This window comes from Streptomyces sp. HD (assembly GCF_028369295.1).
Classification (GTDB): domain Bacteria; phylum Actinomycetota; class Actinomycetes; order Streptomycetales; family Streptomycetaceae; genus Streptomyces.
In genome coordinates this window covers 1-26,252 of the sequence record NZ_JAQMYP010000024.1, presented here as the reverse complement: position 1 = coordinate 26,252, position 26,252 = coordinate 1, and the positions used below count along the sequence as shown (strand labels likewise).

At 71.5% G+C, this 26,252-nt stretch carries 24 protein-coding genes; 10 read left to right on the top strand and 14 right to left on the bottom strand.

Going from position 1 to position 26,252, the window contains the following annotated elements; genetic code table 11:
- Positions 1 to 26: 26 nt before the first annotated feature.
- Together POF73_RS23300 and POF73_RS23295 are read right to left on the bottom strand one after the other, a co-directional pair.
- Positions 27 to 1,208, bottom strand: a complete 1,182-nt coding sequence (locus POF73_RS23300; RefSeq protein ID WP_272118609.1) for an acyltransferase family protein — start codon at positions 1,206 to 1,208, stop codon at positions 27 to 29.
- A 109-nt stretch (positions 1,209 to 1,317) separates the two neighbouring features.
- Complete coding sequence (locus tag POF73_RS23295) at positions 1,318 to 1,944, bottom strand: alpha-ketoglutarate-dependent dioxygenase AlkB (protein WP_272118608.1); 627 nt, start codon at positions 1,942 to 1,944, stop codon at positions 1,318 to 1,320.
- A 115-nt stretch (positions 1,945 to 2,059) separates the two neighbouring features.
- Here POF73_RS23295 and POF73_RS23290 point away from each other — a divergent pair, with 115 nt between their 5' ends.
- Entirely contained in the window at positions 2,060 to 2,686 is a 627-nt protein-coding gene (locus POF73_RS23290) for a TetR/AcrR family transcriptional regulator (RefSeq protein WP_272118607.1), read from the top strand.
- Positions 2,687 to 2,702: 16 nt separating this feature from the next.
- Entirely contained in the window at positions 2,703 to 4,376 is a 1,674-nt protein-coding gene (locus tag POF73_RS23285; RefSeq protein ID WP_272118606.1) for an FAD-binding dehydrogenase, read from the top strand.
- A 22-nt stretch (positions 4,377 to 4,398) separates the two neighbouring features.
- Here the strand turns inward: POF73_RS23285 and POF73_RS23280 are convergent, their stop codons facing one another.
- Positions 4,399 to 4,749 carry a DUF488 domain-containing protein gene (locus POF73_RS23280; protein ID WP_272118604.1) on the bottom strand — a complete coding sequence of 117 codons (351 nt, stop codon included), beginning with the start codon at positions 4,747 to 4,749 and terminating at the stop codon, positions 4,399 to 4,401.
- Positions 4,750 to 4,808: 59 nt separating this feature from the next.
- Between POF73_RS23280 and POF73_RS23275 the strand changes: the two genes are divergently transcribed.
- The 3 genes from POF73_RS23275 to POF73_RS23265 all read left to right on the top strand — a co-directional run bounded on the left by POF73_RS23275 (position 4,809) and on the right by POF73_RS23265 (position 8,172).
- On the top strand, positions 4,809 to 5,564 hold the full coding sequence (locus tag POF73_RS23275) for a L,D-transpeptidase family protein (RefSeq protein ID WP_272118602.1): 756 nt from the start codon (positions 4,809 to 4,811) through the stop codon (positions 5,562 to 5,564).
- Between the two features lie 92 nt (positions 5,565 to 5,656).
- A complete protein-coding gene (locus POF73_RS23270) occupies positions 5,657 to 6,352 on the top strand; it encodes a response regulator transcription factor (RefSeq protein WP_272118600.1) in 696 nt (231 codons plus the stop codon).
- Positions 6,349 to 8,172 (top strand): sensor histidine kinase, encoded by a 1,824-nt coding sequence (locus tag POF73_RS23265; protein WP_272118598.1) that lies wholly within the window; start codon positions 6,349 to 6,351, stop codon positions 8,170 to 8,172. Before POF73_RS23270 ends, POF73_RS23265 begins: the two co-directional genes overlap by 4 nt.
- A 33-nt stretch (positions 8,173 to 8,205) precedes the next feature.
- Here the strand turns inward: POF73_RS23265 and POF73_RS23260 are convergent, their stop codons facing one another.
- Together POF73_RS23260 and POF73_RS23255 are read right to left on the bottom strand one after the other, a co-directional pair.
- Positions 8,206 to 8,439 carry a WhiB family transcriptional regulator gene (locus POF73_RS23260; protein ID WP_272118596.1) on the bottom strand — a complete coding sequence of 78 codons (234 nt, stop codon included), beginning with the start codon at positions 8,437 to 8,439 and terminating at the stop codon, positions 8,206 to 8,208.
- Between the two features lie 106 nt (positions 8,440 to 8,545).
- On the bottom strand, positions 8,546 to 9,763 hold the full coding sequence (locus POF73_RS23255; protein WP_272118594.1) for a saccharopine dehydrogenase family protein: 1,218 nt from the start codon (positions 9,761 to 9,763) through the stop codon (positions 8,546 to 8,548).
- 109 nt (positions 9,764 to 9,872) lie between these two features.
- On the opposite strand from POF73_RS23255, the gene POF73_RS23250 reads away from it, so the two are divergent.
- Positions 9,873 to 10,595, top strand: a complete 723-nt coding sequence (locus tag POF73_RS23250; RefSeq protein WP_272118592.1) for a TetR/AcrR family transcriptional regulator — start codon at positions 9,873 to 9,875, stop codon at positions 10,593 to 10,595.
- Positions 10,596 to 10,662: 67 nt separating this feature from the next.
- Here POF73_RS23250 and POF73_RS23245 read toward each other — a convergent pair whose 3' ends face one another.
- Positions 10,663 to 11,571, bottom strand: a complete 909-nt coding sequence (locus POF73_RS23245) for a LysR family transcriptional regulator ArgP (RefSeq protein WP_272118590.1) — start codon at positions 11,569 to 11,571, stop codon at positions 10,663 to 10,665.
- A 66-nt stretch (positions 11,572 to 11,637) separates the two neighbouring features.
- Between POF73_RS23245 and POF73_RS23240 the strand changes: the two genes are divergently transcribed.
- Both POF73_RS23240 and POF73_RS23235 read left to right on the top strand, forming a co-directional pair.
- Positions 11,638 to 12,252, top strand: a complete 615-nt coding sequence (locus POF73_RS23240; protein ID WP_272118588.1) for a LysE/ArgO family amino acid transporter — start codon at positions 11,638 to 11,640, stop codon at positions 12,250 to 12,252.
- Positions 12,253 to 12,338: 86 nt separating this feature from the next.
- Complete coding sequence (locus tag POF73_RS23235) at positions 12,339 to 13,637, top strand: MFS transporter (protein WP_272118586.1); 1,299 nt, start codon at positions 12,339 to 12,341, stop codon at positions 13,635 to 13,637.
- An 18-nt stretch (positions 13,638 to 13,655) separates the two neighbouring features.
- On the opposite strand, the gene POF73_RS23230 is transcribed toward POF73_RS23235, so the two are convergent.
- The 4 genes from POF73_RS23230 to POF73_RS23215 all read right to left on the bottom strand — a co-directional run bounded on the left by POF73_RS23230 (position 13,656) and on the right by POF73_RS23215 (position 18,407).
- On the bottom strand, positions 13,656 to 14,111 hold the full coding sequence (locus POF73_RS23230) for a cyclic nucleotide-binding domain-containing protein (protein WP_272118584.1): 456 nt from the start codon (positions 14,109 to 14,111) through the stop codon (positions 13,656 to 13,658).
- A 304-nt stretch (positions 14,112 to 14,415) separates the two neighbouring features.
- A complete protein-coding gene (locus POF73_RS23225; RefSeq protein WP_272118582.1) occupies positions 14,416 to 14,658 on the bottom strand; it encodes a hypothetical protein in 243 nt (80 codons plus the stop codon).
- 35 nt (positions 14,659 to 14,693) lie between these two features.
- The gene (locus POF73_RS23220) at positions 14,694 to 16,937 is read right to left on the bottom strand and encodes an FUSC family protein (protein ID WP_272118580.1); all 2,244 of its coding nucleotides are present in this window, start codon (positions 16,935 to 16,937) and stop codon (positions 14,694 to 14,696) included.
- Between the two features lie 84 nt (positions 16,938 to 17,021).
- The gene (locus tag POF73_RS23215) at positions 17,022 to 18,407 is read right to left on the bottom strand and encodes an NAD(P)/FAD-dependent oxidoreductase (protein WP_272118578.1); all 1,386 of its coding nucleotides are present in this window, start codon (positions 18,405 to 18,407) and stop codon (positions 17,022 to 17,024) included.
- Positions 18,408 to 18,729: 322 nt separating this feature from the next.
- Between POF73_RS23215 and POF73_RS23210 the strand changes: the two genes are divergently transcribed.
- Both POF73_RS23210 and POF73_RS23205 read left to right on the top strand, forming a co-directional pair.
- Positions 18,730 to 19,332, top strand: a complete 603-nt coding sequence (locus tag POF73_RS23210; RefSeq protein WP_272118576.1) for a hypothetical protein — start codon at positions 18,730 to 18,732, stop codon at positions 19,330 to 19,332.
- Between the two features lie 7 nt (positions 19,333 to 19,339).
- Entirely contained in the window at positions 19,340 to 19,891 is a 552-nt protein-coding gene (locus POF73_RS23205) for a hypothetical protein (RefSeq protein WP_272118574.1), read from the top strand.
- A 6-nt stretch (positions 19,892 to 19,897) separates the two neighbouring features.
- Here the strand turns inward: POF73_RS23205 and POF73_RS23200 are convergent, their stop codons facing one another.
- The 4 genes from POF73_RS23200 to POF73_RS23185 form a co-directional block, all read right to left on the bottom strand.
- Positions 19,898 to 21,802: an AMP-dependent synthetase/ligase gene (locus tag POF73_RS23200; RefSeq protein WP_272118572.1), complete on the bottom strand. Its 1,905-nt coding sequence runs from the start codon at positions 21,800 to 21,802 to the stop codon at positions 19,898 to 19,900.
- Positions 21,803 to 21,935: 133 nt separating this feature from the next.
- On the bottom strand, positions 21,936 to 24,143 hold the full coding sequence (gene glgB, locus POF73_RS23195; protein WP_272118571.1) for a 1,4-alpha-glucan branching enzyme: 2,208 nt from the start codon (positions 24,141 to 24,143) through the stop codon (positions 21,936 to 21,938).
- A 4-nt stretch (positions 24,144 to 24,147) separates the two neighbouring features.
- The gene (locus POF73_RS23190) at positions 24,148 to 25,509 is read right to left on the bottom strand and encodes a maltokinase N-terminal cap-like domain-containing protein (protein WP_272118569.1); all 1,362 of its coding nucleotides are present in this window, start codon (positions 25,507 to 25,509) and stop codon (positions 24,148 to 24,150) included.
- Positions 25,510 to 25,543: 34 nt separating this feature from the next.
- Positions 25,544 to 26,252: alpha-glucosidase C-terminal domain-containing protein (locus POF73_RS23185; protein WP_272118567.1), on the bottom strand; the 709-nt coding region annotated here is incomplete at its 5' end.

The window sequence follows — 26,252 nt, the reverse complement described above, 5'->3', positions numbered from 1 at the left end:
GTGCCCGACGCAGACAGCAAAGCAGATCACGATGAAATGGGTTTCGTCGGCGCCGGACGCATACCGAACAGGAACCGCGCCGGCCGCGTTCTGCGCACCAGGCACTCGTACAGGGCGAGGATCACCACCAGCGAACCGGTCACGATCACCGCGTACTTGACCACGACCGGCGCCGACCAGCCCACCACGCCGTACGCGACGGCGACCACGACCGGTTGATGCAGCACGTACACCGGCAGTGCGGCGATCCCGAGGTACACCATCACGCGCGACGGCGCCCGGACCTCGCGGGGCCGGTCCAGCAGCCCGAGGATCGCCACCACCCAGCACCAGCCCGCCGCCCCGAACACCGCCCGCGTCACCAGCGCGAGCGGGCTCCGCTCGGTGAACGGGTCGTCCAGGGACAGGAACCCGGGCGCGGTCCCCGCGAACAGCACCACCCCGGCCACGCCCACCGGCACGGCGAGTCGGCGCAGCGCGACACGGACGCGTCCGTCGTCGGCGAGGGCGTGGCCGAACAGGAAGAACACCAGGTAGGCCCAGCGGTTCCAGCCCGCGAAGCCCTCCTCCATGCCGAGGAACGCGTTGATCACGGCGAGCGGCAGCACGGGCAGGAGCAGCAGGGCCGGACGCCGCTCCACCGTCCGCCCCACGCGCTCGGCCCACGCGGCGAGCGGCGCCGCGACCGGTGCGAGGAGCAGGCTGAAGGTCAGCAGAAGCACCACGAACCACAGATGGCCGGTCTCGAAGTGCTCCCCCTCCAGGACGAAGGGGAAGTCGGCCGGGTCCGGGCGGACGGTGAGGAAGCGCGGCCAGAAGTGCCAGTACGACTCGTGGTGGCCGGGGTCGGCGGCCCGCACCCGCAGCCACTGGGGGAGCGGGCACAGGACGAGCGTCGCGAAGACCAGCGGAACGCCCAGCCGCAGCAGCCGCTCCCGGGTGAACCGGGCGGGCCCGCGCCGGCGGATCGAGTACCGGGAGCCCAGCCCGGCGACCAGGAACAGCACGGGCATCGCCCACACGACCGCCAAGCCGGCCAGCACGGTCACCGCGACGGTCGTGTCCGCGTTCTTGACGTAGAAGTCGTCGTCCGGCGAGAAGACGAGAGCCGAGTGGAAGAAGACCAGCCCGAGGACCACGAAGACCCGCAGCGCATCCAGCTCGCTGCGCCGGGAAGCGGGGGGAGGTGCCTGCGTCTGCGCGCACACCCGCCCCAGTGTGGAGGCACGTCGGGGCCTCGCCCAGAGGAAGGGCTGCCTCCGGCACCGTCCGCCGGAGGCAGCCCCCGCGCGCACCCGAAGCGGCCGCCTCTCCGCCTCAGTGCACGCCGTCCGGGCGGAACTGCACGCTGATGCGCGGTCCCGCGGCCCGTGCGGTCTTCGGTACGCAGTGCTCCCAGGTCCGCTGGCAGGAGCCGCCCATCACGACGAGGTCGCCGTGCCCCAGCGGTCGGCGCACGCTGTCGCCGCCGCGCATCGGCCGCAGCAGCAGATCACGCGGGGCTCCCACGGAGAGGATGGCGACCATCGTGTCCTCGCGGGCACCCCGGCCGATCCGGTCGCCGTGCCAGGCGACGCTGTCCCGGCCGTCGCGGTAGTAGCAGAGCCCGGCCGTGGTGAACGGCTCGCCCAGCTCATCGGCGTAGTGCGCGCTGAGCGCCTCGCGGGCCTCGGACAGCACCGGGTGCGGCAGTACGTCGTCCCGGCCGAAGAACGCGAGCAGCCGGGGCACGTCCACGACCTGGTCGTACATCTTGCGTCGCTCCGCCCGCCAGGGCACCTCGGCCGCGAGCTGTTCGAACAGTGCGTCGGAGCCCGCCAGCCAGCCGGGCAGCACATCGAGCCAGGCGCCGAAGCCGAGCTCGGTCCGGCGGATCCCGTCGAGGGGGCCGAGTCGCAGCTGGTCCGTCTGGTCGAAGAGGGAGGCCTGGAGGTGCGTGCTCATGGCTTCAGCGTACTCCTAATTCGAAAATATGTTCCCATCTCTTGGGGGTTTGCGTCGGCCTCTTTTGATACATCGACGTATCCGATACATTCCTGTATCGAACGGAGGTTCTGACATGGCGGTCCACGGAACGACCAAGCGCGTCACCAAGCGCCGGGTCCGTACGCGCGCCAATCTCCTGGACGCCGCCTTCATGGTCTTCGCGGCCAAGGGCTTCGGACGGGTCTCCATCGAGGAGGTCTGCGAGGCCGCCGGCTACAGCAGGGGCGCCTTCTACTCCAACTTCGACAGCCTTGACGAGCTGTTCTTCGCCCTCTACCGGGAGCGCGCGGACCTCATCGCCGACCAGGTCGCCGGCGCGCTCGCGCTCGACGGGCCGGACCTGGACGTGCCCGCCGCCGTGGACCGGGTGACCGAGGCGCTGCTCCTGGACCGCGACTGGCTGCTGGTGAAGACGGACTTCCTGGTGCACGCCGCCCGCGACCCGGCCGTCGCCCGGACCCTGCTGGAACACCGCGCCCGGCTGCGCGGCGCGATCGCCGACCGGCTCGCCCGGGCCCGGGGCCGCGCCGCGCTGCCCGCCGTGCTCGGCGACATCGAAGGTGCCGCGCACGCCGTGGTCGCCGCCTACGACGGCGTCACCACCCAACTGCTGCTGGACAAGGACGTGGAGCACGCCCGTGCCTGGCTGAAACAACTGCTCACCGCGCTGCTGACCGACGGCAGCGACAGCACCGGATGAAGAGGGGACGGTCGCCATGGATGCCGACGTCATCGTCGTCGGAGCGGGACTCGCGGGCCTGGTCGCCGCGAGCGAACTGACCAGCCGGGGCCGCAGGGTCGCGCTGGTCGACCAGGAGAACGCCGCCAACCTCGGCGGGCAGGCGTTCTGGTCCTTCGGCGGGCTGTTCCTCGTCGACTCCCCGGAGCAGCGGCGCCTCGGCATCAAGGACTCCCTGGACCTGGCCTGGAACGACTGGCAGGGCAGCGCCCAGTTCGACCGGGTGGACGACGAGGACTCCTGGGCGGTGCGCTGGGCGCGCGCGTACGTCGAGTTCGCGGCCGGTGAGAAGCGGGCCTGGCTGGACACGCACGGCATCAAGTTCCTGCCCACGGTGGGCTGGGCCGAGCGCGGCGACCTGCGTGCCGACGGCCACGGCAACTCCGTGCCCCGCTTCCATGTCGCCTGGGGCACCGGCACGGGCGTGGTGGAGCCGTTCGTGCGGTACGCCAAACAGGCCGCGCGCGACGGACTGCTCACCTTCTACCACCGGTACCAGGTCGACGAGCTGGTCATCGAGGACGGCGCCGCGCGCGGAGTGCGGGGCACGGTCCTGGCCGACGACCACTCGTCCCGCGGTGTCGCCTCCAACCGCGACCGCGTCGGCGAGTTCGAACTCACCGCCCAGGCGGTCGTCGTCACCACCGGCGGCATCGGCGCCAACCACGACATCGTCCGCCGCTACTGGCCCGAACGGCTCGGCACCCCGCCCACCGAGATGGTCACCGGCGTCCCCGCCTACGTCGACGGACGCATGCTCGACATCAGCGCGCAGGCAGGCGTACGCCTGGTCAACCGCGACCGCATGTGGCACTACACCGAGGGCCTGCAGAACTGGGACCCGATCTGGCCCGGCCACGGCATCCGCATCCTGCCAGGGCCGTCCTCCATGTGGTTCGACGCCCTGGGCCGCCGGCTGCCCGACCCGTGCCTGCCGGGCTACGACACCCTCGGCACCCTCAAGCACCTGCGCACCGACCCCGACATCGCCGGCTACGACCACTCCTGGTTCATCCTCTCGCAGAAGATCATCGAGAAGGAGTTCGCGCTGTCGGGCTCCGAGCAGAACCCCGACATCACCGCCAAGGACCGCGCCGGATTCCTGAAGGAGCGCGTGCTCGGCAAGGGCGCCCCGGGCCCGGTGGCGGCGTTCCTGCGCAACGGCGCGGACTTCGTGACGGCTCCGAACCTGGAGCAACTGGTGGAGAAGATGAACCAGTTGACGGACAAGGCGCTCCTCGACGCGGAGACCGTCCGGCGCCAGATCGAGGCCCGCGACCTCCAGATCGCCAACCCGTACAGCAAGGACGCCCAGGTCCAGGGCATCCGCAACGCCCGCCGCTACATCGGCGACCGCCTCGGCCGCGTCGCCACCCCGCACCGCATCCTCGACCCCGCGGCCGGCCCCCTCATCGGCGTCAAGCTGCACATCCTGACCCGCAAGACCCTCGGCGGCATCCAGACCGACCTCGACTCCCGCGCCCTGGGAGCCGACGGCACGCCCATCGACGGCCTGTACGCGGCCGGCGAGGTCGCCGGCTTCGGCGGCGGCGGCGTCCACGGCTACAACGCCCTGGAGGGCACCTTCCTCGGCGGATGCCTCTTCTCGGGCCGGACGGCGGGACGGGCCGCGGCGCGCCAGACCGCCTGACAGCGGCCCACGGCCCGTCTCCTCACTCCTGGAGGAGGCGGGCCAGCACCGTGGCGTGGCTCTGCTCGGGGGTCTTGGAGGAGGTCAGCAGCGTCACCTCACCCTTGGCCGCCAACGCCCGTACTTCGTCAAGGAGTTCCGTCGCCTCGGGCGCGGCCAGCTCCGCCTCGTAACGGCGCGCGAACTCCTCGTACGACCTCTCGCCCGCGTGGTACCAGCGCCGTAGCTCGGTCGACGGGGTCAGCCCCTTGGGCCACTCGTCCACGCGGGCCGCGTCCTTCGACAGGCCGCGCGGCCAGAGCCGGTCGACCAGGACGCGCACCCCGTCCTCGGGCTCGGGTGCTTCGTAGACGCGACGGATGCGGATGCTCATGGCCGGGCCTTTCCGGTGGACCTGACGAGTTCCTCACAAGTGTCGGTCAAGGTCGACGCATGATCGCGTACAAGCCCCGTGTCGCCCTGCTCGCCGCCGCCCTGCTGCTGACCGGCTGCGGCGGCGGTGCCGCGGTGACGCCGGACCACGAGCCGGCCGCCACCGGGCCCACGGCCGGGGCGCCCACGACCGCCGCCCCCATGCCCGAGGTCGCACTGGAGGTGGCCCCGCGGCAACTGCCCGGTCTCGGCCCGAAGACCTGGGGTGCCGTGCCCCCAAAGGCCCGGCAGGCCGTCGTCGTCACCGGGAGCGGCAGAAACTCCTCGCAGTCCACGGCCGTCCTGTACGAGCGCAGCGACATCGGCTGGGAATCGCGCGCCGAGTGGCCCGCGCACAACGCCCTGCGCGGCTGGACCGACCAGCACCGGGCCGGCGACCTGCGCTCGCCCATCGGGGTCTTCACGCTCACGGACGCCGGGGGCCTGCTCCGCGACCCCGGCACCCGCCTGCCGTACGACCACGGCCCCGGATTCACCATCAACGGCACCGGCTTCGAGGGCGAGCCCCTCGCCGGTTCCTTCGACTACGTCATCGCCGTCGACTACAACCGCCGGCCGGGCACCACGCCCCTCGACTGGACCCGCCCGCTCGGCGCCGGGCGCGGCGGCGGCATATGGCTGCACGTGGACCACGGCGGGCCCACGCAGGGCTGCGTCAGCATCGCACGCGAGCACATGAGGGAACTGCTGCGCGCACTCGACCCCGATCTGCATCCCGTCGTCGTCATGGGCGACGCCAAGTCGCTCGCCCGCTGAGAGCCTGTGAACAAACCCCCGCCTGCGCTGCGGGCGGACGACGGGGGTTTGTTCACAGGCTCTGACATCCCCGACCGCTTAGGATCCGCCGCGTGTGCGCACATGTGCTGGTCGCCGAGGACGACGAGATGCAGGCCGAACTCATACGCCGCTCCCTGCTGTCGGAGGGCCACACCGCGACCGTGGTCCACGACGGGTCGGCCGCCCTGGACGCCGCCCGGCGGCTGCGGCCCGACCTCGTCGTGCTGGACCTGATGCTGCCGGTGATCGACGGCTTCGGGGTGTGCCGCGTGCTGCGCCGGGACGACGACATCCCGGTGCTGATGCTGACGGCCAGGTCGGCCGAGGACGACGTGCTGCTCGGCCTCGAACTCGGCGCCGACGACTACATGACCAAGCCGTACAGCCCGCGCGAGCTGATGGCCCGCATCCGTACGGTGCTGCGGCGCAGCGGGCGTTCCGCCGGGCGGCGGGAGGACCCCGTCGTACGGGCCGCCGGGCTCGCCGTCGACCCCGAGCGGCACGAAGTGCGCTGCGACGGGGCGCCGGTGGAGTGCACGCCGGCCGAGTTCGAGATCCTGCTGGCCATGGTCGCCGAACCCGAACGGGTCTTCTCCCGGCGACAGCTGCTGGAGTGCACCCGGGGCACCGACCGGGCGTCCACCGAGCGCGCCGTCGACGTCCACATCATGAACCTCCGCAAGAAGATCGAGGCCGACCCGCGCAGCCCCGTACGGCTGCTGACCGTGTTCGGCGTCGGCTACAAGCTCAGCGGCGGCCGCGGATGACCCGGACCGTACCGCTGCGCAAGCGCCTCCTCGTCCGGCTGCTGATCGCCTCGGTGCTGATCGCCGTGTGCTCGGTGGCGGCCACGGCCTGGCTGGCGGTGGAGACCACCACCCGGGCGCTGCGCGAGGAACAGGGCCAGGTCCTCGCCGAGGACATGGACGTCCTCGCCCGGCTCAGCGGGTACGCCGCGACCCACCCGGACTGGAAGGGCGTCGAGCAGACGGTCCGCGAACTGTCCGCGCGCACCGGCCGCCGTATCGCCCTCACCACCACCGACCGCAGGACGATCGCCGACTCGGCCCCGGCCGGCACCTCCCTGCCGCCGCGTGCCGCCGCCACCGTCGACCCCCTGCACATCGACACCCACACGGAGCGCGGAGCGCAGCGCGGCGGCGTCGACCCCCGGGTCGTGGGTCCGTACCGGGTGACCGACGCGGAGCGCGCCGAGCTGGAGAAGCTCGCCACGACGCGGCAGCGGTGCTTCGGCCGCAACGGCTACGAGGCCACCGTCGTGCAGACGCCGAGCGGCCGGCCGGTCGTCACCGACCACGACGGGCCCGTCGCGGGCGGGGTCGTGCCCGACGAGTGCGCCGACGGTCTGCTCAACACCCCGACACCGACCGAGAGGAAGGCCCTGTCCGACCTGTCCGAGCGGGCCCGGAAATGTCTCGACCGACGCGGACTGAACTCCCGATCGCAGACGTTCGTCACCGTCGACGTGACCGAGCAGCGGCTCGGCACCCGCTACCTCCTGGGCAAGACCAAGGGGACCGACGACCGTACGGCCGTGCGGGAGGCGGACCGCTGCGTCGACGAGGTACGCCGCGCCCAACTCGACCCCTACGTCGCCCCCGTCGCCGAACTCTTCCTCGGCGGCGGCGACACGACCGCCGTCCGCTTCGACATGTCCCCGGCGAACAAGGCCAAGGTCGTCGGCGCCGCCGGACTCGTCCTCGCGGTCACCGTGGCCGTCACCGCCGTCGTCGCGACCCGGCTCGTGCGGCCGCTGCGGGCGCTGACCGAGGCCGCCCAGCAGCCGCCCGAGCTGCATGCGCGGGTGCCCGTCACCACCCGCGACGAGACCGGCATCCTCGCCGCGGCCTTCAACGAACTCGCCGAGCGCCGCGAGCGGCTGGAGGCCCAGCGCAAGGCGATGGTCAGCGACGTCGCCCATGAACTGCGCACCCCGCTCACCAACATCCGCGGCTGGCTGGAGGTGACCCGCGACGGCGTCGTCGACCCCGACCCGGCCCTGCTCTCCTCCCTGCACGAGGAGGCCCTCGTCCTCCAGCGCGTCATCGACGACCTCCAGGACCTCGCCGCCGCCGACGCCGGCACCCTGCGCCTGCACCGCGAGCCCGTCCGTGCCGACGAACTCCTCGCCCAGGTCGCCGCCGCCCACCGCGTCGCAGCCGACACGGCCGGCGTCGCCCTGCGCACCACGGCGGACGGCACCTGCTGGCTGGACGCCGACCCCGTCCGCATGCGCCAGGCCCTCGGCAACCTCGTCTCCAACGCCCTGCGCCACACACCGGCCGGCGGCACCGTCACACTCGCCGCCCGCAGCGACGGCGACGACGTCGTCCTCGACGTCACCGACACGGGGGCGGGCATCGCCGCCGAAGACCTGCCGTACGTCTTCGACCGGTTCTGGCGTGCCGAGAAGTCCCGCAGCCGACGTACCGGAGGCAGCGGGCTCGGCCTGCCGATCGTCCGGCAGCTGGTCGCCGCGCACGGGGGTACGGCCGAGGCGGCGAGCGAGCCCGGCGCCGGTTCCGTGTTCAGCCTGCGGTTGCCGGGCGCGGCCCCGCCCGTGTGAGGGCGGCGGCCCCTGCCCGCGCCGCCGGGCCCGTCATCCGGCCCGTTGCCGCAGCGCCCGTCGTTCCGCCTCGCTCGTGCCGCCCCAGATCCCGATGAACTGGTCCATGTCGAGTGCCCAGCGCAGACACTGGTCCCGGACCGTGCAGCGCCGGCAGACGGCCTTCGCCTGCTCGGTCTGCAGCAGGGTCGGACCGGACGTGCCGATCGGGTAGAAGAGGTCGGGGTCCTCATGGCGGCAGGCGGCGTAGTCTCGCCAGTCGTCCATCAAAGTCACCTGCGATCGTCGTACGTGCCCTCGGTGGATGCCTTACTCGTTTTCGGGTCGCCTGTCGACGCACTTGTGAAACCCCATGGGACACAGCTGAATCAGGTCACTGTTCGCGCATGCCCCACGGGGAGCCGTACGCGCTCAGCAGATCCAGGAAGGGGCGCGCCGGAAAGGCCTCCGGACCCAGTACGCCCGTGCCCGACCAGGCGCCGGTGGCGAGGAGTTCGAGGGCGACGACCGGGTTGACGGCGGTCTGCCAGACCACGGCCTGGGAGCCGTACTCCGCCATGGACCACTGGTTGTCGACCACGTGGTACAGGTACACCTCGCGCGGCTCGCCGTCCTTGACGCCCCGCACCCAGGTGCCCGCGCAGGTCTTGCCGTGCATCCGCTCGCCCAGCGTCGCCGGGTCCGGCAGACACGCGGCCACGACGTCCCGGGGCGAGACCCGCACCGGACCGTCGGCGCCCGGCACGGTCACCGGCTCGGTGCGGTCCAGACCCAGCAGGTGCAGCGTCTTCAGCGTGCCGATGAACTCCTCGCCCAGGCCGTACTTGAAGGTCACCCGGCGCGCGTCGACCCAGCGCGGCATCAGGAGCACCTCCTCGTGCTCCACGTTCACGCACTCGACCGGCCCGATGCCCTCGGGGAAGTCGAACACCTCGGGCTCGCTGAAGGGCTCGGTGGTGAACCAGCCGCGGCCGTCCTCGTAGACGACCGGCGGGTTGAGGCACTCCTCGATCGTGGTCCAGATGCTGAACGACGGCGCGAAGTCGTACCCGTCGACGGTGAGGTTCGCGCCGTCCCGGACCCCGATCTCCTCGATGTCGTCGAAGAGCTCGTCGGCCGCGTACCGGGCGAACACGTCGGACAGCCCCGGCTCCACACCCATGCCGACCAGGGCCAGCGCGCCCGCCTTCTCCCAGTCGGCGGCCTCCTCGAACTGGGCGTCGCCCAGCTTCACCCCGCACTCCTCGTAGGGCCGCTCCGGATGCGGCCGAGACAGCGACATCGCCATGTCGACATACGTGGCGCCGGCCGTGCGAGCCGCCTGGAACAGCGGCATCACGAACCGCGGGTCGGTCGCGTTGAGCAGTACGTCGCACGCGTGCCGCTCCAGCAGCGCGGCCACCGCAGGCTCGTCGCCCGCGTCGACGCGCTCGGCCCGGAACCGGGCGTCACCGCCGAGCGCCGCCACGGCCGCTTCGGCGCGCGCCAGGTCGTAGTCGGCGACCACCATCGCCTCGAAGAAGGGACGCCGGGCGGCGATCCGGGTGATGGCGGTACCCACCCCGCCGGCTCCCACGAGCAGTACACGCATGACAAGACTCCCTCGGCTGAAGGTCTACGACGTGGTGGGGCCCCGCCCGAGATACAACGCCGCACCGTCACATAAGGTCAATGGCGTTGGCATAAGGATGGAGGACGTCGTGCCGAAACCGGTCATACCGGAGGAGAAGCGGCGCCGACGGCGTCCCACGAAGAGCGGCACGGTGCTGTCGGAGCGGCTGATAGTCGACACGGCACTGCGCATGCTGCGCGAACACGGCAGCGCCGGACTCACCGCCCGCCGCCTCGGCCTCGCCCTCGACGCCGACCCGAGCACGCTCTACCGCTACTTCCGCGGCATGGACGACCTGACCCTCGCGATCGGCGACGCACTCATCGGCCAGGCGCTGGAGGGATGGAAGCCGACGGGGGAGTGGCGCGCGGACCTGCGCACCGTCGGCCTGCGCATCCACGCCGCGTACGTCGCCCACCCCCAGGCCGCCGTCCTGACGACGAGCCGGGTCACGGGACGCGCCAACGAACTCGCCGCCGACGAGACGGTGCTGGAGATCCTGCGCTCGGCCGGTTTCGGGTTGCCCGACACCGTCCGCATCTACCACGCCTTCATCGACCAGACCCTGGCCTTCGCGGCCCTGGACGCCGCGTCCCTGGCCCTGCCGAGCGCGTCACTGAGGGCCGACGAGGAGATGTGGCGCTCGACGTATGCCCGGCTGCCCCGCAGTACGCATCCCCGTATCGCCGAGGCGGCACCGCTGCTGGCGACACGGATGGTGAACAGTGCCTATCCGACGGCGCTGGAGATGCTCCTGGACAGCGCAGCCGCCCAACTGAGCACTTCAGCCGACGGTACTGCAGCGCCCTAGGGGCGCGGGGAACTGCGCGACCGGCCACAACGCACCCGCAGGCGCCGCACAACCGCTCGCCCCCCTCTCATCGGCGCAACGCTTCCCCGGCCGTCGCAGTCACCGCCTCGGTCACCGCCACCAGGGCCGGCGAATCCAGCTTCCACTGCTGCCAGTACAACGGAACATCAACCGGCCGGCCCGGCGCCAGCTGCACAAGCCGCCCCTCTCCCAGGAGCGGCCCCGCCTGCACTTCGGGAATCATGCCCCAGCCCAGTCCGGCGACCACGGACGTCAGGAACCCCTCCGACGTGGGGACGTGATGCCGTACGGCACTCGCGCCGGTCGGACCGCGCCGCAGCCTGCGCACGAACCCGTCCTGGAGATCGTCGCTCCGGTCGAACGACACCACCGGCGCCCGCACGAGCGCGTCCCGCAGAGGGCCGCCGAGATGCCGCTCGGCGAACTCCGGGCTCGCCGCCGCCAGATACCGCATCCGCCCCAACGGCCGCACGGAACACCCCGCCACAGCATCCGGCGACGACGTCACCGCGGCCATCACCAGCCCCTCCCGCAGCAGCGTCGCCGTACGGCTCTCGTCCTCCCGCCGCAGCTCGAAGCAGAGCGGCGGCTCCTCCGGTACGCGCGTGAGCGCCCCCAGGAACCACGTCGCCAGCGAGTCCGCGTTGACCGCGATCGACACCCGGGTCGGCTCCCCGGCCGCGCTCATGCCGAGCTCGGCGCGCGCGTCCCGCTCCAGCCGGGCCAGCTGCCGGGCGAACCGGACGACGACCTCGCCCGACTCGGTGGCCCGCACCGGCTTGGTTCGCACCAGCAGCACCCGCCCCGTGCGCTGCTCCAGCGCCTTCACGCGCTGGCTCACCGCCGACGGCGTCACATGCAGGGCCGCGGCGGCGGCGTCGAAGGTGCCCTCGTCCACCACCGCGAGCAGGGTGCGCACCTGGTCGAGGGGGAGCTCGGTCAGTTCAGTCTTCACATCAGCTAAAGGTACGTAAGAATCTTTAGCTGTACGTCAAGAGATCGCTTCCTTAGCGTCAATGGCATGACAAACGCCTTGACCACCGCCGTGGCCGGATTCGGCACCGGCCTCTCGCTGATCGTCGCGATCGGCGCCCAGAACGCCTTCGTCCTGCGTCAGGGGATCCGGCGCGACGCCGTCCTCGCCGTCGTCGGCATCTGCGCCCTGTCCGACGCGCTCCTGATCACCCTGGGCGTGGCCGGTGTCGGCGCGGTGGTCGTGGCGTGGCCGGGGGTGCTGACGGCGGTCGCCTGGATCGGGGGTGCGTTCCTGCTCGGCTACGGCGCGCTCGCCGCCCGCCGGGTCTTCAAGCCGGGCGGCGCCCTGCTGACAGAGGGTGCCGCGGTGGGGTCACGGCGGCGGGCGGTGCTGACCTGCCTCGCGATGACCTGGCTCAACCCGCACGTCTACCTCGACACCGTCTTCCTGCTCGGTACGATCGCCGCCGACCGCGGCCCGCTGCGCTGGACCTTCGGCCTCGGTGCCGCATTCGCCAGCCTGTGCTGGTTCGCCGCGCTCGGTTTCGGCGCGCGGCTGCTGAGCCGCCACCTCGCCAAGCCCGTCGCGTGGCGGGTGCTGGACGGAGTGATCGCCGCGACGATGATCGCCCTCGGCGTCTCCCTCATCGCCGGAGGCTGAAAGCCGCGACCCCGATCCGAACTCCTGGCCGCTGCTGCCATAGTGATCCCCGGACGAGAAAGATGTAGCGAGCATCCAGGAAGCGCGTGGACACGAGCGAGAGCAGTACCGAACCCCAGGAGAAGGACCCCTCCCCGGTGCCTCCCCACCGGCGCGGCTGGCGTCGCTGGGCGATGGACACCCGGCCCCTGCGCCGCCCGGCCTACCGCCGCCTGTGGTCCTCGACCATCGTCACGGCCGTCGGCAGCCAGCTCACCGCGGTCGCCGTCCCCAAGCAGATCTACGACATCACCGGCTCCTCGGCCTGGGTCGGCGCCGCCAGCGTCGCCGGACTGCTGCCGCTGGTGGTGTTCGCGCTGTGGGGCGGGGCCATCGCCGACAGCATGGACCGCCGCAAGCTGCTGCTGATCACCAACAGCGGCATCGCCGTCACCTCGGTGCTGTTCTGGCTCCAGGCCGTCACCGGCCTCGATTCGGTGGCCGTACTGATGGTGCTGCTCGCCGTACAGCAGGCGTTCTGGGGCATCAACGCCCCGGCCCGCAATGCCTCCATCGCCCGCCTGGTCCCGGCCGGCGAACTGCCCGCCGCGAACGCCCTCGGCTCGACCGTCATGCAGACCGGCCAGGTGGTCGGACCGCTGCTGGCCGGCGTGCTGATACCGGTCATCGGCCTGGCCGAGCTGTACCTCATCGACGCGCTGGCCCTGTGCGTCACCGTGTGGGCGGTCGTGCGGCTGCCCGCGCTGCCGCCGGTGAAGGCCGCGGCCGAACGCCGCGCGGGCGTACGGGAGATCGCGGAGGGCTTCCGCTACATCGCCCTGCACAAGGTGCTGTTGCTGTCCTTCCTGGCCGACATCATCGCGATGGTCTTCGGCATGCCCCGCGCCCTGTTCCCGCAACTGTCCAGCCAGACCTACGCTTCGTACGGCGAAGGGCTCGCCCTCGGCCTGCTGTTCGCGGCGATCCCCATCGGCGCGGTGGCCGGCGGGCTGTTCTCCGGTACGTTCTCCCGGGCCCGCCGGCACGGCTGGATGGTGATCGGCGCGGTCGCCGCCTGGGGTGCCGCCATCACCGGCTTCGGGCTGAGCGGCAGCCTGTGGCTCGCGGTGGTGTTCCTGGCCCTCGCCGGGGTCGCCGACATGGTCTCGATGGTCTTCCGCGGGGCGATCCTGCTGTCCGCCGCCAGCGACGAGATGCGCGGTCGGATGCAGGGCGTCTTCACGGTCGTCGTCGCGGGCGGCCCGCGCCTCGCCGACGTCCTGCACGGCACCGCAGGCTCGGCCTTCGGCCCGCGCGCGGCCACCGTGGGCGGCGGGCTGCTGGTCGTCGTCCTCATGCTGGCCCTGGCCGCCGCGGTGCCGGCCCTGCGCCGCTACCGCGTCTGACCGGGCGCGCGCTGCCGCTCAGAGCACACTGCGCCGGGACGTCCCGTAGTGCTCCATCAGCTTGCCCCGGGTCATCTCCAGCCGGTGCGCGAGGATTTCGGCGACATGCCGCACCAGCGACAGGCCGAGCTGTGTGTCCTCCTCGCACAGCCGGAGCACCGCCGCGGCCTCGAACTCGTAGGCGCGCACGGGACTGAAGGCCTCCGCGCCGAAGTCCCACTGGTACGGCGGGAACATCCAGGACCAGCCGAGCAGATCGCCGGCGCCGAGGCTGGCGACGGTGACCCGCTGCAGGGAGGTCACCCGCTGGTCGAGGGAGACGGCGCCCGAGCGGATGACCCAGAAGCGGTCGGCCGTGCCGCCCGCCTCGAAGATCCGGGTGTCCTCCGGGAAGGAGACCTCCCGGGCGAGCGACATCAGACGCTCACGCTGAGGCGGTGGAAGGGCGGTGAGCAGTTTGATCGCTTTGGTCATGGCACGGGGCTCCTCGCCGGGAACTGGGCCTGAAGGTGCTTCCCTGCGTCCATTTCAGCCGCTGCGGGCCCGGTGAGCACCTCGGCGGAGCGCGGTTTCGGCCGGGAATCTCCTGCGGCGGGCCGCCGTGGGCATGAAAAAGCCCTGGCTGGACGGGGGAGACCAGCCAGGGCCGTATGCGGTGGTGCGCGGGGGACGAATACGGTCTACCCCGTGACCACTTATGGATGAACCGTAAACCATCTTTGGGGATTCTGCGTACCCCGAACCACTGTACGTGACCTGTTTCACTCCGATCCGGGTTTCAGGTCCGGTTCGTGGTGCTTGCCCGGGTTTCATAGTGCTTGCCCGGAGTCAGGATCTCCTCCAGTACCGTCAGTACGGTCTCGTAGGCCAGTGTCCGTACGGCGGCGTCGCGCGCACCGTCGGGATCGGCCGCCCTCAGCTCCTCGCTCTGCACCCGCCACTTCCGCTCCTCCTGTCGCGCACAGGCCCTCGCACGCTGCATCCGCCGCAGCAGTTCGTCTGAGTCCACGACATCGGTCATGACCTCCGCGTACCCGCTTTCGCCCGGGTGAGCCCTCACCCGTCGGGCGCCTTCACCGGCACCCCGAGCGGACGCGCCAGCCCCGCCACGCCCTCGTCCAGGCGTTGCAGATGCCGAAGGACACGATCGGTGACCCGGCCGTAGCGCGGGGTGCCCGGGGCGGCCGGGCCCAGGAGTGAGGCGATGCTCGGGCCGGTGTGGAGCTCGGCGGTCGCGTGTTCCTCGGTGACGTGGACGGAGAGCGCCTCGATGTTGTGCTGGATGCGAGCCGCGGCCCGGCGCAGTCGGGGGTCCGCCGCGATCGAGGGGTGTGTGGGCAGCAGCTCGGCGGTCGCGGCCAGGGAGCGCGCGTGGTACGCGCACGTCTCCAGCAGCGCGACGACATAGCGGGCGGTCTCCCGCCGGGCCCGCAGCGGCGTCACCGGGTGGGTGAGCGGCTGTACGGCCGCCCGCAGGTCGGCCAGCGCCTGGTCCAGGTCGCGCGCCTCGTCGAGCAGTTCCACGGGCGGTCCGCCGCTGAGCTGGTCGACGGCGCTGTGGGTGACGTCTGCGAGCCGGTGCAGCACGGTGGCGAGGAGCTCGTTCGTACGGCGGTCCGTCTGCACCGGCAGCACGAACGCGGCCGCGATCACCCCGCAGGCCGCGCCGAGCGCAGTCTCCTCGATACGCAGCACCAGCACCGAGAGGCTGTAGGTGTGCAGCAGGGTGTAGAGCAGACCCAGGGCCGCCGTGACGAAGAAGGACACCAGCGTGTAGGACAGCGGCGCCGAATAAAACATCGCGAAGACGAACAGCAGCACCAGCGCGAACGCCGTCCAGGTGTGGCGCCCGACCGCGCCGGCCAGCACGATGCCGGCCAGGACGCCCAGAACGGTGCCGAGCAGACGGCGGTAGCCCTTGACCAGGATCTCGCCCGTGGAGGCGGTGTTGAGGAACACGATCCAGCAGGTCAGCACCGCCCAGTACCAGCGGTCCCGGGACAGCAGCTCGCCGCCGGCGATGGCCAGCGACGACCCCACGGCGACCTGCACGGCGGCCCGCGTGGTCGGCCGCCGCAGCCCCGTGGGCTCCTGAGCCGGCTCCTCCTCGCCGGCGTCGAGCACGGCGTCCTCCGCGTCCAGCTCCTCACGCGAACGGGCCGTGGCGGGCGTGTCGTCGGCCTCGTCCTGGGCCCCGCCGAGCGCGATCCGCAGCCCGAGGACGGCGCGGGCGGCCTCGCCGATCGCCCGGAAGACGTCCTGCTCGGCGGGCGAGACGTCGGGCAGGTTCTCCTCGTCGCGGTAGCCGAGGAGCCGGTTGCGGACAACGGCCACCGAGGTCCCGCCGGTCTGGTCGACGGGGCGCAGGACGAGCAGGCGCAGCGCCTGGAGGTCGCGGTGCAGCATGACGGTCGCCTCGTCCCGCAGCGGCTCCCGTCCGCCCGAGGGCACGGGCGCGCCCGGCAGGTGCAGCGCCAGCGTGTCCACCCGCTCGGCGCCGCGTACGCGCAGCAGCGTCAGCCCCAGCCGCTCGGCGGCGATCTCGGCGTCCGCGACACGCCGCTGGACGAGCCGGGCCACCGTCTCGTCGGCGGTCCCTTGCGCCAGCCGGCCCTGGATCAGCAGAGCCGTCTCGTGCAGCCGGGCGGTGCCCTCGCGCACGTGCTCCAGGGCCCGGTCCGCGTCCTCGGGACCGGCGTCGAGCAGATCGAGCTGCGCGGACAGCAGCTGGGCCAGCCGGGCGCGGAAGGCCTCACGCAACCGCTGCAGCACCCCCGTCGGCGTCTCCGGGACGAGCACGAACCGCAGCAGCGCGCTGCACGCGAAGGCCACCGCGACCACGCCGCACAGCTCGGGCAGTTCGGCGACGCTGGCGCCGACGAACAGGGACACGAAGTAGATCTGGAAACCGATCAGACCGAGCGCGGTGCCGCGGTCGCCGAATCTGCGCCCGTACACGGCACAGAAGATGAGCGCGACGAAGAACAGGTCCCCGGCCACGACATGGCTGTGCAGCACCGCCGCCAGCGACATGGACGCCAGGGCCACCGGCAGACCCAGCGCGAGCGTGACGGCCTGTTGCCCACGCTGCTTCTCCCGGATCGCGAAGGTGGAGACCATCGCCGCCAGCGCCCCGGCCACCAAGTGGCGGACATCGGTGCCCAGCAGGGCGAGCACGGCGACCGCGAGGGCGATCGAGCCGGCGGTGCGCAGCCCCGCGGTCAGCCGCAGCAGGCCCGGGTCCGACGCCGCGGCACGGTCCCGCAGTCGCGCCCGGACCGGCCCTGCCGCTGCCTTCACGCCTCCGCACTCTCTCCCGCGCTGTCCCCGTTCACGCCCTGTTCCGCGGATCGGCCGAGGCCGTCACGTCACCCGGCCGTCCCCTCATCCGCCCGTCCCGCCGGCCCCGCCCTTCCCGGCGACACGCGCCCGCAGCTCCTCCGGCGTCAGATAGGCGTGCACGAACTCGAAGTCCTTCAGCTTGGCCGGGCTGCGGGACTGGAATCCGGTACGCACGAAATCGTCCCCGGCCACCATGTTGAGCAGCCAGTTCGTCATCACCCGGGTCTTGGCGACATTGGTGCGCAGCGCCGACCAGTGGTAGCCGCGGGCGACGGCCATCGCCGGCAGGCCCTTCAGTTCGACACCGAGGGGCTTGGAGACGGCGTCGAAGCCGCCGAGGTCGACGACCAGCCCGAGGTCCTTGTGCCGGTACTGCCGCAGCGGCCGGCCGCGCAGGGCCGCGATGACGTTGTCCGCCACGACCTTGCCCTGACGCATGGCGTGCTGGGCGGTCGGCGGGCAGACGGCGCCCTCCTCGTCCTTCGCCACATCGGGCACCGCGGCGGCGTCGCCGAGCGCGAACACACCGTCGTGCCCGGGCAGGTTCATCTCGGCGTTCACCGCGAGCCGCCCCCGCACCGTCTCCGCGCCCAGCGTGGCGATCAGCGGGCTGGCGACGACTCCGGCGGTCCAGATCAGCGTGCGGGTGGGCACCACCCGGCCGTCGGTGAAGGTGACCTCGTCGGGACCCGCCTTCGCGATGGACACACCGAGGGAGATCTCGATGCCGCGCTTGCGCAGGATCTCCTGGGCGTCGGTGCCGAGCTTCTCGCCGAGCTCGGGCATCAGCCTCGGCGCGATGTCGATCAGATGCCACTTGATGAGGCTCGGGTCGAGCCGCGGATAGCGCTTGACCGCGTTGTGGGTCAGCATCTGCAGACACGCGGCGGTCTCCGTGCCCGCGTAACCGCCGCCGACGACCACGAACTGCAGCCGTCGCGCGCGCTCGTCCGGGTCCTGGCTGGCGTCGGCCAGGTCGAGCTGGGAGATGACGTGGTCGCGCAGGTAGGCGGCCTCCGCGAGGGTCTTCATGCCGTAGGCGTTGTCGGTCAGCCCCGGGATGTCGAAGGTGCGGGTGATGCTGCCGGGGGCCAGCACGATGTAGTCGTACGGCTCGTTGACGATCTTGTCGGTGATGGTGCGGACGACGCAGACCTTGGCCGCGAGGTCCACGCCGATGGCGCCGCCCGGGATGATCCGGGTGCGGTACCTGCGGCTGCGGCGCAGGGACACGGCGATCGACTGGGGGGTGAGGACGCCGGAGGCGACCTGGGGCAGCAGTGGCAGGTAGAGCTGGTAGGACGACGGTGTCACCAAGGTGATCTCGGCGTCGTCGGGGGAGAGTTTGCGTTCCAGCCGGCGCACACAGCCGACTCCGGCGAAGCCTGCGCCAACCACCAGGATCCTGGGTCGTGTCACGGTGATCATCCCTTCTGCGGCTCCAGGCCGTCTGCCTCGACGACGTTCGCCTGCCCCTGGATCGCGGCTTCGCACACCTCGATCCCACCGCGCCACCGGTCGTTCCGCCAGCCGGGAGCAGCAGGCAGATGAACCCGTCGACAGCCACCCTGCCCCAACGCGCGCGCCAGCACACCGGTTCGGAGGTGAAAGACGTGTACGCGCGATCTCTTGACGGGTGATTGGTCTGAACCTATCTTCCGAATCGCCCGTCCAAATAAGGGGGCGCAGTTCACATACGTGTCCAACCGTGTGGGATGCGGCCCACCCCCCACATCCGACAGGAGGCAGGATGTTCCCACGCCTGCGCACCCTCACCGTCACCACGATGCTGTGCGCCACATCGCTGCTCGCCGCCCCGCATGCCTTCGCCGAAGTCGAGCCCGGCGGCTGGCAGTCGGTGTCACCCGGCTACAGCGAGCAGGAGCGGGGCTGCGGCCAGATCGACGGCCTGACCTTCCGGCTCACCTGCTCCACCGCCGGCGGCGACCAACGGGCTGAACGCCGCTATGCCACCTACACCGGAGGAACCCGGCAGTTCGAGGGCTACTTCCGCATCACCGGCCTCAGTGGCACCCGGATCAGCCTCAAGCAGACCTTCCACGAGTCGGGCTCCGGCCCGTACTTCATGCTCGCCGTCGAGCGCGGCGGCAGGCTGTACGCGGTGCACGGCGGCGCGACGCTCTCGGGCGCCGGGACCGTCGGCGCGACCGTCCGCGTCAACACCGTCCACCAGGTCGGCGCCGAGCACCGCACCTACATCAACGGCTCCCTCAAGCACACCTACGCCAGCCCCGGCGGCAGCTTCTACGACAAGTTCGGCGCCTACCGCACCAGCAGCGGCAACGGGACGGCCACCGTTGAGTGGAGCGGCATCCGCTTCTGGCGCAAGTAGGCGCCGTATGCGAGGAAAGACGTGCATCGCGGTGTCGGCAGCGCTGATCCTGGCGCTGCCGGCCTGCTCGGCCGACACCCGGCAACCCCTGCGCGGTGTCCTCACCACACCCACCGACATCGACCTCGACTGGACCGAGGCCCGGCCGGGAGTCGACGGCCATGTACTGGAGTTCGCCACCGACGAGGCGGGCCCCTACACCGTCCTCGACCATCTGCCCCGGCAGGTGTCGACCTACCGCCACCCCGACCTGATGCCGCACACCACGTTCTTCTACCGCCTGCGCGCCTACCGGGGCTCGGTGTCCCGGCCGACGCGCACCGAACTGCCGGACGGCATCCGCTTCACCTGGACCGACGACTCCACGCACGAGGACGGATTCCTCCTGGAGATGCGCAGGAAGAACAGCAAGAGTTACGACCCCGTCGCCGTGGTCGACCCGGACGCCACCGTCACGACACTGATCACCCTGCCCGGCGAGAAACAGGCCTCCTTCCGGATCCGCGCCTTCGTCCTCGGCGAGCAGTCCAACGTCGTACGTCTCACTTCGGGCGAGTAGCCGCGCTCAGCGAAAGACGTTGTCCGCGTCGTCCCAGTGCGCGAACTCGTCCGACAGATGCTCCCGGGGTACACGCGAGCGTGCCTGGTACATCGCGTCGATCTGCAGCGCGTAGTGCCGCACGATCGCGTCCCGGCGCAGCTTCATCGACGGCGTCAGCAGACCGCTGGCCACGTCGAACGGCTCCGGCAGCACCCGGAACACCCGGATGGACTCGGGCCGCGACACCGCGCTGTTGGCGGCGGCCACCGCCCGGGCGATCTCCTCCCGCAACGCGTTCTCCTCCCGCGCCTCCCGCATGCGCGCGTCGCTGCGCGCCGCGAGGTTGTCGCGCCAGAACGCCAGGAAGTCGGGGTCCAGCGTGATCAGGGCCCCGACACAGGGCCGGTTGTCGCCCACGACCACCGCCTGGTGGACCAGCGGATGCATCCTGAGCCGCTGTTCCAGGAGCGCCGGGGAGACGCTCTTGCCGCTGCTGGTGACGACGACGTCCTTCTTGCGCCCGGTGATCGTCAGATAGCCGTCGGAGTCCAGCCGTCCGAGGTCCCCGGTAGCCAGCCAGCCGCCGCGCAGCGCCGCCCGCGTCGAGGCGTCGTCGTTGACGTAGCCCTGGAACACCGACGGCCCCCGCACCAGGATCTCCCCGTCGTCGGCCACCCGGATGTCCATGCCGGGGATCGCCTGACCTACGGTCCCCGACATCTCACGGCCCACCGGCTGGGCCGTGACACCGCCGCTGGTCTCGGTGAGCCCGTAACCGTCGTTCACGTAGATGCCGATGCCCTCGTAGAAGAGTGACAGCTCACGGTTCAGGGACGAGCCGCCGGACGTCCCCAGCAGCACCCTGCCGCCCAGTGCGGCACGGAACTTCCGGTACACCGTCCGCTCGTACAGGGCGTGCTGCAGCCGCAGGTCGAAGCCGGGACCCGGCCCGCCGCCCAGCCGCTGCCGTTCCAGGGCCGCCGCGAAGTCCCGTGCCGTGTCGGCGGCCCGCTCGAACAACGCCCCCCGGCCCGCCTGTTGGGCCTTGCGCAGGGCGTTCTTGTAGATCTTCTCGAAGATCGACGGCACGGCGCAGAAGTAGGTCGGCCTGAAGGCGCGCAGGGCGGCCGACAGCGCTTCCTCGCTCAGATCGGGCTCGTGGCCCATCAGCATGCCGCCGCGCATGCACAGGGTCTGCACCAGGAGGCCGTACACATGGGAGAAGGGCAGGAAGGCGAGTACGGACGCCTGCCCTCCCGGGGGCACCACCTTGTGGCCCCAGCCCGCGAGGAGCGTGTCGCAGGTGCTCGCCAGATTCCGGTGACTCAGCGCGCAGCCCAGGGGCCGGCCCGTCGTGCCGGACGTGTAGGCGATGACGGCCGTGGAGTCCGGCAGCACGATCCGGCGCAGTGACTCGACCGTCGTCAGCGGAATGAACTCACCCCGCTCCACGAGCTGCCCGAGCCCGCCCGCGTCCAGCTGCCAGACATGGCGCAGCCGCGGCAGCGATCCGCACACCGAGCCCACCGTCATGACCGCCTGCTCGTCCTCGACCACCACGGCCACGCATTCGGCGTCCCGCAGGATCCACTCGACCTGGTCGCGCGACGCCGTCGGATAGATCGGCACCACCTCGGCGCCCACCGTCCACAGTGCGTTGCTGAACACCGTCCACTCGTACCGTGTGCGCGCCATGATGGCGACGCGGTGCCCCGGCGAGATCCCGGACGCGATCAGCCCCTTGGCCAGATCGGCCACCTCGTCGCGGACCTCGACGGCGGTCACCTCCTCCCACAGAGCGGAGGAGGGATCGGGACGGCGCGCGAGCATCGGCAGCGTGGGATCGAGGACCGCCGTCTCGAAGACGCTGTCGGCGAGCCCACCGGTCTGGGTCGTGACGGGCGGGGGAGCGAGGCCGAGGTCGCGCATGCGCTGCTCCTGTTGTGTACCGGGTGTGACATTGCCGATGAGTTCCGTTATCGGCGGTGCCCGAATCTAGCCCAGTGCAGAGCGCATGGTGTCGAGAACTGACAATTGACCCCGATCGGTGATCTCGGCGTGGTCAGGGCGACAGCCACACCGTGGCGAGCGGAGGCAGCGTCAGCCGAAGGTGCCCGTCCTCCGGCTTGAGGGGATCGGGGTTGATGACCCCGCTCCCGCCGTAGTGCGCGGCGTCCGTGTTGAGGGTCTCCTGCCAGATGTCGATGTGGTCCGGCACCCAGAGACGGTAGTCGTGACGGACGACGGGCGAGAAGTTCGAGACGGCGAGCAGGACGTCGCCGTCGGCGCCGTACCGCAGGAAGGCGAGGACGTTGTCGTCGGCCGCGTCGCCCAGCACCCACTGGAAGCCGCCGGGATCGGTGTCCCGCTCCCACAGGGCCGGGGTCGCCCGGTAGAAGGCGTTGAGGTCACGCACCAGGTCCCGCACGCCCCGATGGTCACCCGCGGACGCGTACCCGGGATCCAGCAGCCACCACTCCGGACCGTGCGCCTCCGACCACTCGGCGCCCTGGGCGAACTCCTGCCCCATGAAGAGCAGTTGCTTGCCCGGATGCGCCCACATGAAGCCCAGATACGCGCGATGGTTGGCGCGGCGCTGCCACCAGTCGCCCGGCATCTTGGAGACCAGCGCCTGCTTGCCGTGGACGACCTCGTCGTGGGAGATGGGCAGGACGTAGTTCTCGCTGTAGGCGTACACCATCGAGAAGGTCATCTCGTTGTGGTGGTACTTGCGGTGCACCGGCTCCTTCGCGATGTACTCCAGCGAGTCGTGCATCCACCCCATGTTCCACTTCAGCCCGAACCCGAGACCCCCGCTGTCGGTCGGCCGCGTCACCCCGTCCCAGGCGGTCGACTCCTCCGCGATCGTGACGACCCCCGGGTTGCGGCGGTACACGGTCGCGTTCATCTCCTGCAGGAACCGCATCGCGTCCAGGTCCTCACGCCCGCCGAACTCGTTGGGCGCCCACTGCCCGCAGTCCCGCGAGTAGTCGAGGTAGAGCATCGACGCCACGGCGTCCACCCGCAGCCCGTCGATGTGGAACTCCTCGCACCAGTACGTGGCGTTGGCGACGAGGAAGTTGCGCACCTCGGTACGTCCGTAGTCGAACTCGAAGGTCCCCCAGTCCGGATGCTCGGCCCGCCGGGCATCCCCGGGTTCGTACAGCGGTTCCCCGTCGAACCGGGCCAGCGCCCAGTCGTCCTTGGGGAAGTGGGCCGGCACCCAGTCCACGATCACCCCGATGCCGGCCCGGTGCAGGGCGTCGACCAGGTACTTGAAGTCGTCGGGCGTGCCCAGCCGCGAGGTCGGCGCGTAGAAGCCGGTGACCTGATAGCCCCAGGAACCGGCGAAGGGGTGCTGCGCGACCGGCATGAACTCGACGTGCGTGAAGCCGAGGTCGCTGACGTACGAGGGCAGTTCGTCGGCGAGTTGGCGGTACGTCAGCCCCGGCCGCCAGGACGGCAGGTGAACCTCGTACACCGAGAAGGGCGCCTGGTGCACCGGGACGTCGCCGCGGTGGGCCATCCAGTGCTCGTCGCCCCACTCGTAGTGCGAGGCGTGCACGATCGACGCCGTGTCCGGCGGGACCTCCGCCCGGCGGGCCATCGGATCGGCCTTGAGGAAGCGGTGACCGTGCCGGGAGGTGATCTCGAACTTGTACCGGGTGCCCTCGCCGATGCCCGGCAGGAACAGCTCCCACACCCCGGACGCCCCGAGCGAGCGCATCGGGAACGCCGTCCCGTCCCAGCAGGTGAAGTCCCCGGCGACCCGCACCCCCCGGGCGTTCGGCGCCCACACGGTGAAGCGGGTGCCCGCCACGCCCTGGTGGGTCATCGGCTCGGCACCGAGCGCCCGCCACAGCTCCTCGTGCCGACCCTCGCGGACGAGGTGCAGGTCGAGCTCGCCGAGAGCGGGCAGGAAGCGGTACGGGTCGTGGATCTCGCGCTCGTCGGACCCGTCCTGCGCGTACGACACCAGCAGTGTGTACGCGGGGACCGTGTCCAGTGGCAGTACGGCCGAGAAGAGGCCGCCCTCCTCGGAGACCAGCCCGGTGCGCTCGCCGTCCACCACCACGCTCACCGCACGCGCGAAGGGACGCAGCGCCCGGAAGGCGATCCCGCCCGGCACCGGATGGGCGCCGAGCAGCGCATGCGGATCGTGGTGGGCGCCCGACAGCAGGCGATCACGGTCGCCGGGGTCCAGGGCGGGCGCGGCAGCGCACCGGCCCGGTCCGGCCGACTCGGGGCGCGAGGTCTCGTGCAGGGCCATGCGGTCAGGCTCCTCTCACGGCGAGGCGTTCGATCGCCGCCATGGGTACGGGCAACCAGTCGGGTCGGTGCCGGGCCTCGTACAGCACCTCGTACACGGCACGGTCGGTTTCGTAAGCACGCAGCAACCCGTGCTTCTTGCGCGGGTCCCACCCCGCGAGGGCGGCATAGCCCGCGCAGTAGGCCTCCCGGCAGCGGCGCGCCCACTCCGGACGCCACGGGCGGCGCTGCCGGGCGGCGTAGTCGAAGGAGCGCAGCATGCCGGCGATGTCCCGCACCGGCGAGTGGACCCCGCGCCGCTCGGCGAGCGGCCGGGACGGCTCGCCCTCGAAGTCGATCACGAACCACTCACGCCCGGCCCGCAGCACCTGACCCAGATGCAGGTCGCCGTGGATGCGCTGGGCCGGCGGACCGGGATCGCAGCCGGCGAGGGCGCCGAACGCGGTGCGCAGGCCGGGGACGTACGGCTGGAGCGCGGGCACGAAGTGCGCGGCGTTCTCCAGACGCTCGGTCATCGCGGCCGCGTTACGGCCGTTCTCCCCGCGCCCCCGGGAGGGGAAGGCCGACGCCAACGCCAGATGCACCTCGGCCGTCGCCCGCCCCAGCTGACGGGCCTCCGCCGTGAAGTCACCGCCCGAGGCCAGTGCCTGAAGCGCCAGCGTCCAGCCGTCGGAGGCGTCCCGCAGGAACGGCTGCAGCACCCCGAGCGTCGCCTCCCGGGGATGCGTCGTGCGGAACCAGGCCACGGGGGCCGGCACCCGGCGGCAGCCCTGCTCGGCCAGCGCGCCCGGCACCTCCAGGTCGGGGTTGACGCCGGGCTGAATGCGCCGGAAGAGCTTCAGGATGAAGGCGTCGCCGTACACCAGCGAGGAGTTGGACTGCTCGGCGTCCAGCAGCCGCGGCACCAGTCCGGCCGGCACCGACACCGAGGGGTCCGCCTCGAAGCGCAGCGGGCCCGCCGTACCGGGATGCCGCAGCCGCTCCAGGAGCAGCTGGGCCGATCGGGGGTCCTGCAGCGCGTCGAACACTGTCAGACCGGCCAGCGGCCCCTCCTCGGCACGGCCGATGAGCGCCCGGCCCAGCCGCGGCGACAGATGCTGCCGTACGCCGATCAGCAGCTGGTAGCAGTCGCCGGCCGGGGGAGTGTTGCCCGGTGAGGGCACCGCAGAGTGACCGGCGTGCACCAGCAGATGCAGACAGCCCGGGAAGAGCTCCGTCATCGACAGCAGCGCGAGATCGGTGACGGGCCGGTCCTTGCCCGCGAACCAGCGCTGCCGTGGCAGCCACTCGCGCAGCAGCCCGGTGAGCGACGCCATCGGGCCGGCGTCGACCGTACGGCTCGGTCGGGGAGATGCCATCTTCTGCATGGGACGCTTCCTTTCCTCGGCGCTCGCTCGAAGCTCAGGCTGAAAGCCGTTGGCCGATGCGGGATGCGACTCGGGAGAGCCGGAACCAGTAGAAGCCGTGGCCCCCGAGGGTCAGCAGATACGGCAGTTCGCCGATCGCCGGGAATCGCACCCCGCCGAACAGCTCCACCGGGTGACGTCCGCTGAACTCGCGCAGATCGAGCTCGGTGGGCTGTGCGAAGCGCGCGAAGTTGTGCACGCACAGCACGAGGTCGTCCTCGTATTCGCGCAGGAAGGCGAGTACGGCTGGGTTGGAGGACTGGAGTTCCGTGTAGGTGCCGAGTCCGAAGGCGGGGTTCTGTTTGCGGATCTCGATCATGCGGCGGGTCCAGTGCAGGAGCGAGGACGGGGACGCCATGGACGCCTCGACGTTCGTGACCTGGTAGCCGTAGACGGGGTCCATGATCGTGGGCAGGAACAGCCGTCCGGGGTCGCAGGAGGAGAAGCCGGCGTTGCGGTCGGGGGTCCACTGCATGGGGGTGCGGACGGCGTCGCGGTCGCCGAGCCAGATGTTGTCGCCCATGCCGATCTCGTCGCCGTAGTAGAGGATCGGGCTGCCCGGCAGGGAGAGCAGCAGCGCGGTGAACAGCTCGATCGAATGGCGGTCGTTGTCGAGAAGCGGAGCCAGCCTGCGCCGGATGCCGATGTTGGCGCGCATTCGCGGGTCCTTGGCGTACTCGGCCCACATGTAGTCGCGCTCTTCA

Bases quoted from the DNA above. Each gene is read 5' to 3' on its own strand.
- POF73_RS23280 (WP_272118604.1), bottom strand. From the start codon at position 4,749: ATGAGCATCCGCATCCGTCGCGTCTACGAAGCACCCGAGCCCGAGGAC.
- POF73_RS23215 (WP_272118578.1), bottom strand. From the start codon at position 18,407: ATGATCACCGTGACACGACCCAGGATCCTGGTGGTTGGCGCAGGCTTC.
- POF73_RS23265 (WP_272118598.1), top strand. From the start codon at position 6,349: ATGACCCGGACCGTACCGCTGCGCAAGCGCCTCCTCGTCCGGCTGCTG.
- POF73_RS23295 (WP_272118608.1), bottom strand. From the start codon at position 1,944: ATGAGCACGCACCTCCAGGCCTCCCTCTTCGACCAGACGGACCAGCTG.
- POF73_RS23275 (WP_272118602.1), top strand. From the start codon at position 4,809: ATGATCGCGTACAAGCCCCGTGTCGCCCTGCTCGCCGCCGCCCTGCTG.
- POF73_RS23200 (WP_272118572.1), bottom strand. From the start codon at position 21,802: ATGCGCGACCTCGGCCTCGCTCCCCCGCCCGTCACGACCCAGACCGGT.
- POF73_RS23260 (WP_272118596.1), bottom strand. From the start codon at position 8,439: ATGGACGACTGGCGAGACTACGCCGCCTGCCGCCATGAGGACCCCGAC.
- POF73_RS23205 (WP_272118574.1), top strand. From the start codon at position 19,340: ATGCGAGGAAAGACGTGCATCGCGGTGTCGGCAGCGCTGATCCTGGCG.
- POF73_RS23255 (WP_272118594.1), bottom strand. From the start codon at position 9,763: ATGCGTGTACTGCTCGTGGGAGCCGGCGGGGTGGGTACCGCCATCACC.
- POF73_RS23190 (WP_272118569.1), bottom strand. From the start codon at position 25,509: ATGCAGAAGATGGCATCTCCCCGACCGAGCCGTACGGTCGACGCCGGC.
- POF73_RS23290 (WP_272118607.1), top strand. From the start codon at position 2,060: ATGGCGGTCCACGGAACGACCAAGCGCGTCACCAAGCGCCGGGTCCGT.
- POF73_RS23285 (WP_272118606.1), top strand. From the start codon at position 2,703: ATGGATGCCGACGTCATCGTCGTCGGAGCGGGACTCGCGGGCCTGGTC.
- POF73_RS23225 (WP_272118582.1), bottom strand. From the start codon at position 14,658: ATGACCGATGTCGTGGACTCAGACGAACTGCTGCGGCGGATGCAGCGT.
- POF73_RS23240 (WP_272118588.1), top strand. From the start codon at position 11,638: ATGACAAACGCCTTGACCACCGCCGTGGCCGGATTCGGCACCGGCCTC.
- glgB (WP_272118571.1), bottom strand. From the start codon at position 24,143: ATGGCCCTGCACGAGACCTCGCGCCCCGAGTCGGCCGGACCGGGCCGG.
- POF73_RS23210 (WP_272118576.1), top strand. From the start codon at position 18,730: ATGTTCCCACGCCTGCGCACCCTCACCGTCACCACGATGCTGTGCGCC.
- POF73_RS23230 (WP_272118584.1), bottom strand. From the start codon at position 14,111: ATGACCAAAGCGATCAAACTGCTCACCGCCCTTCCACCGCCTCAGCGT.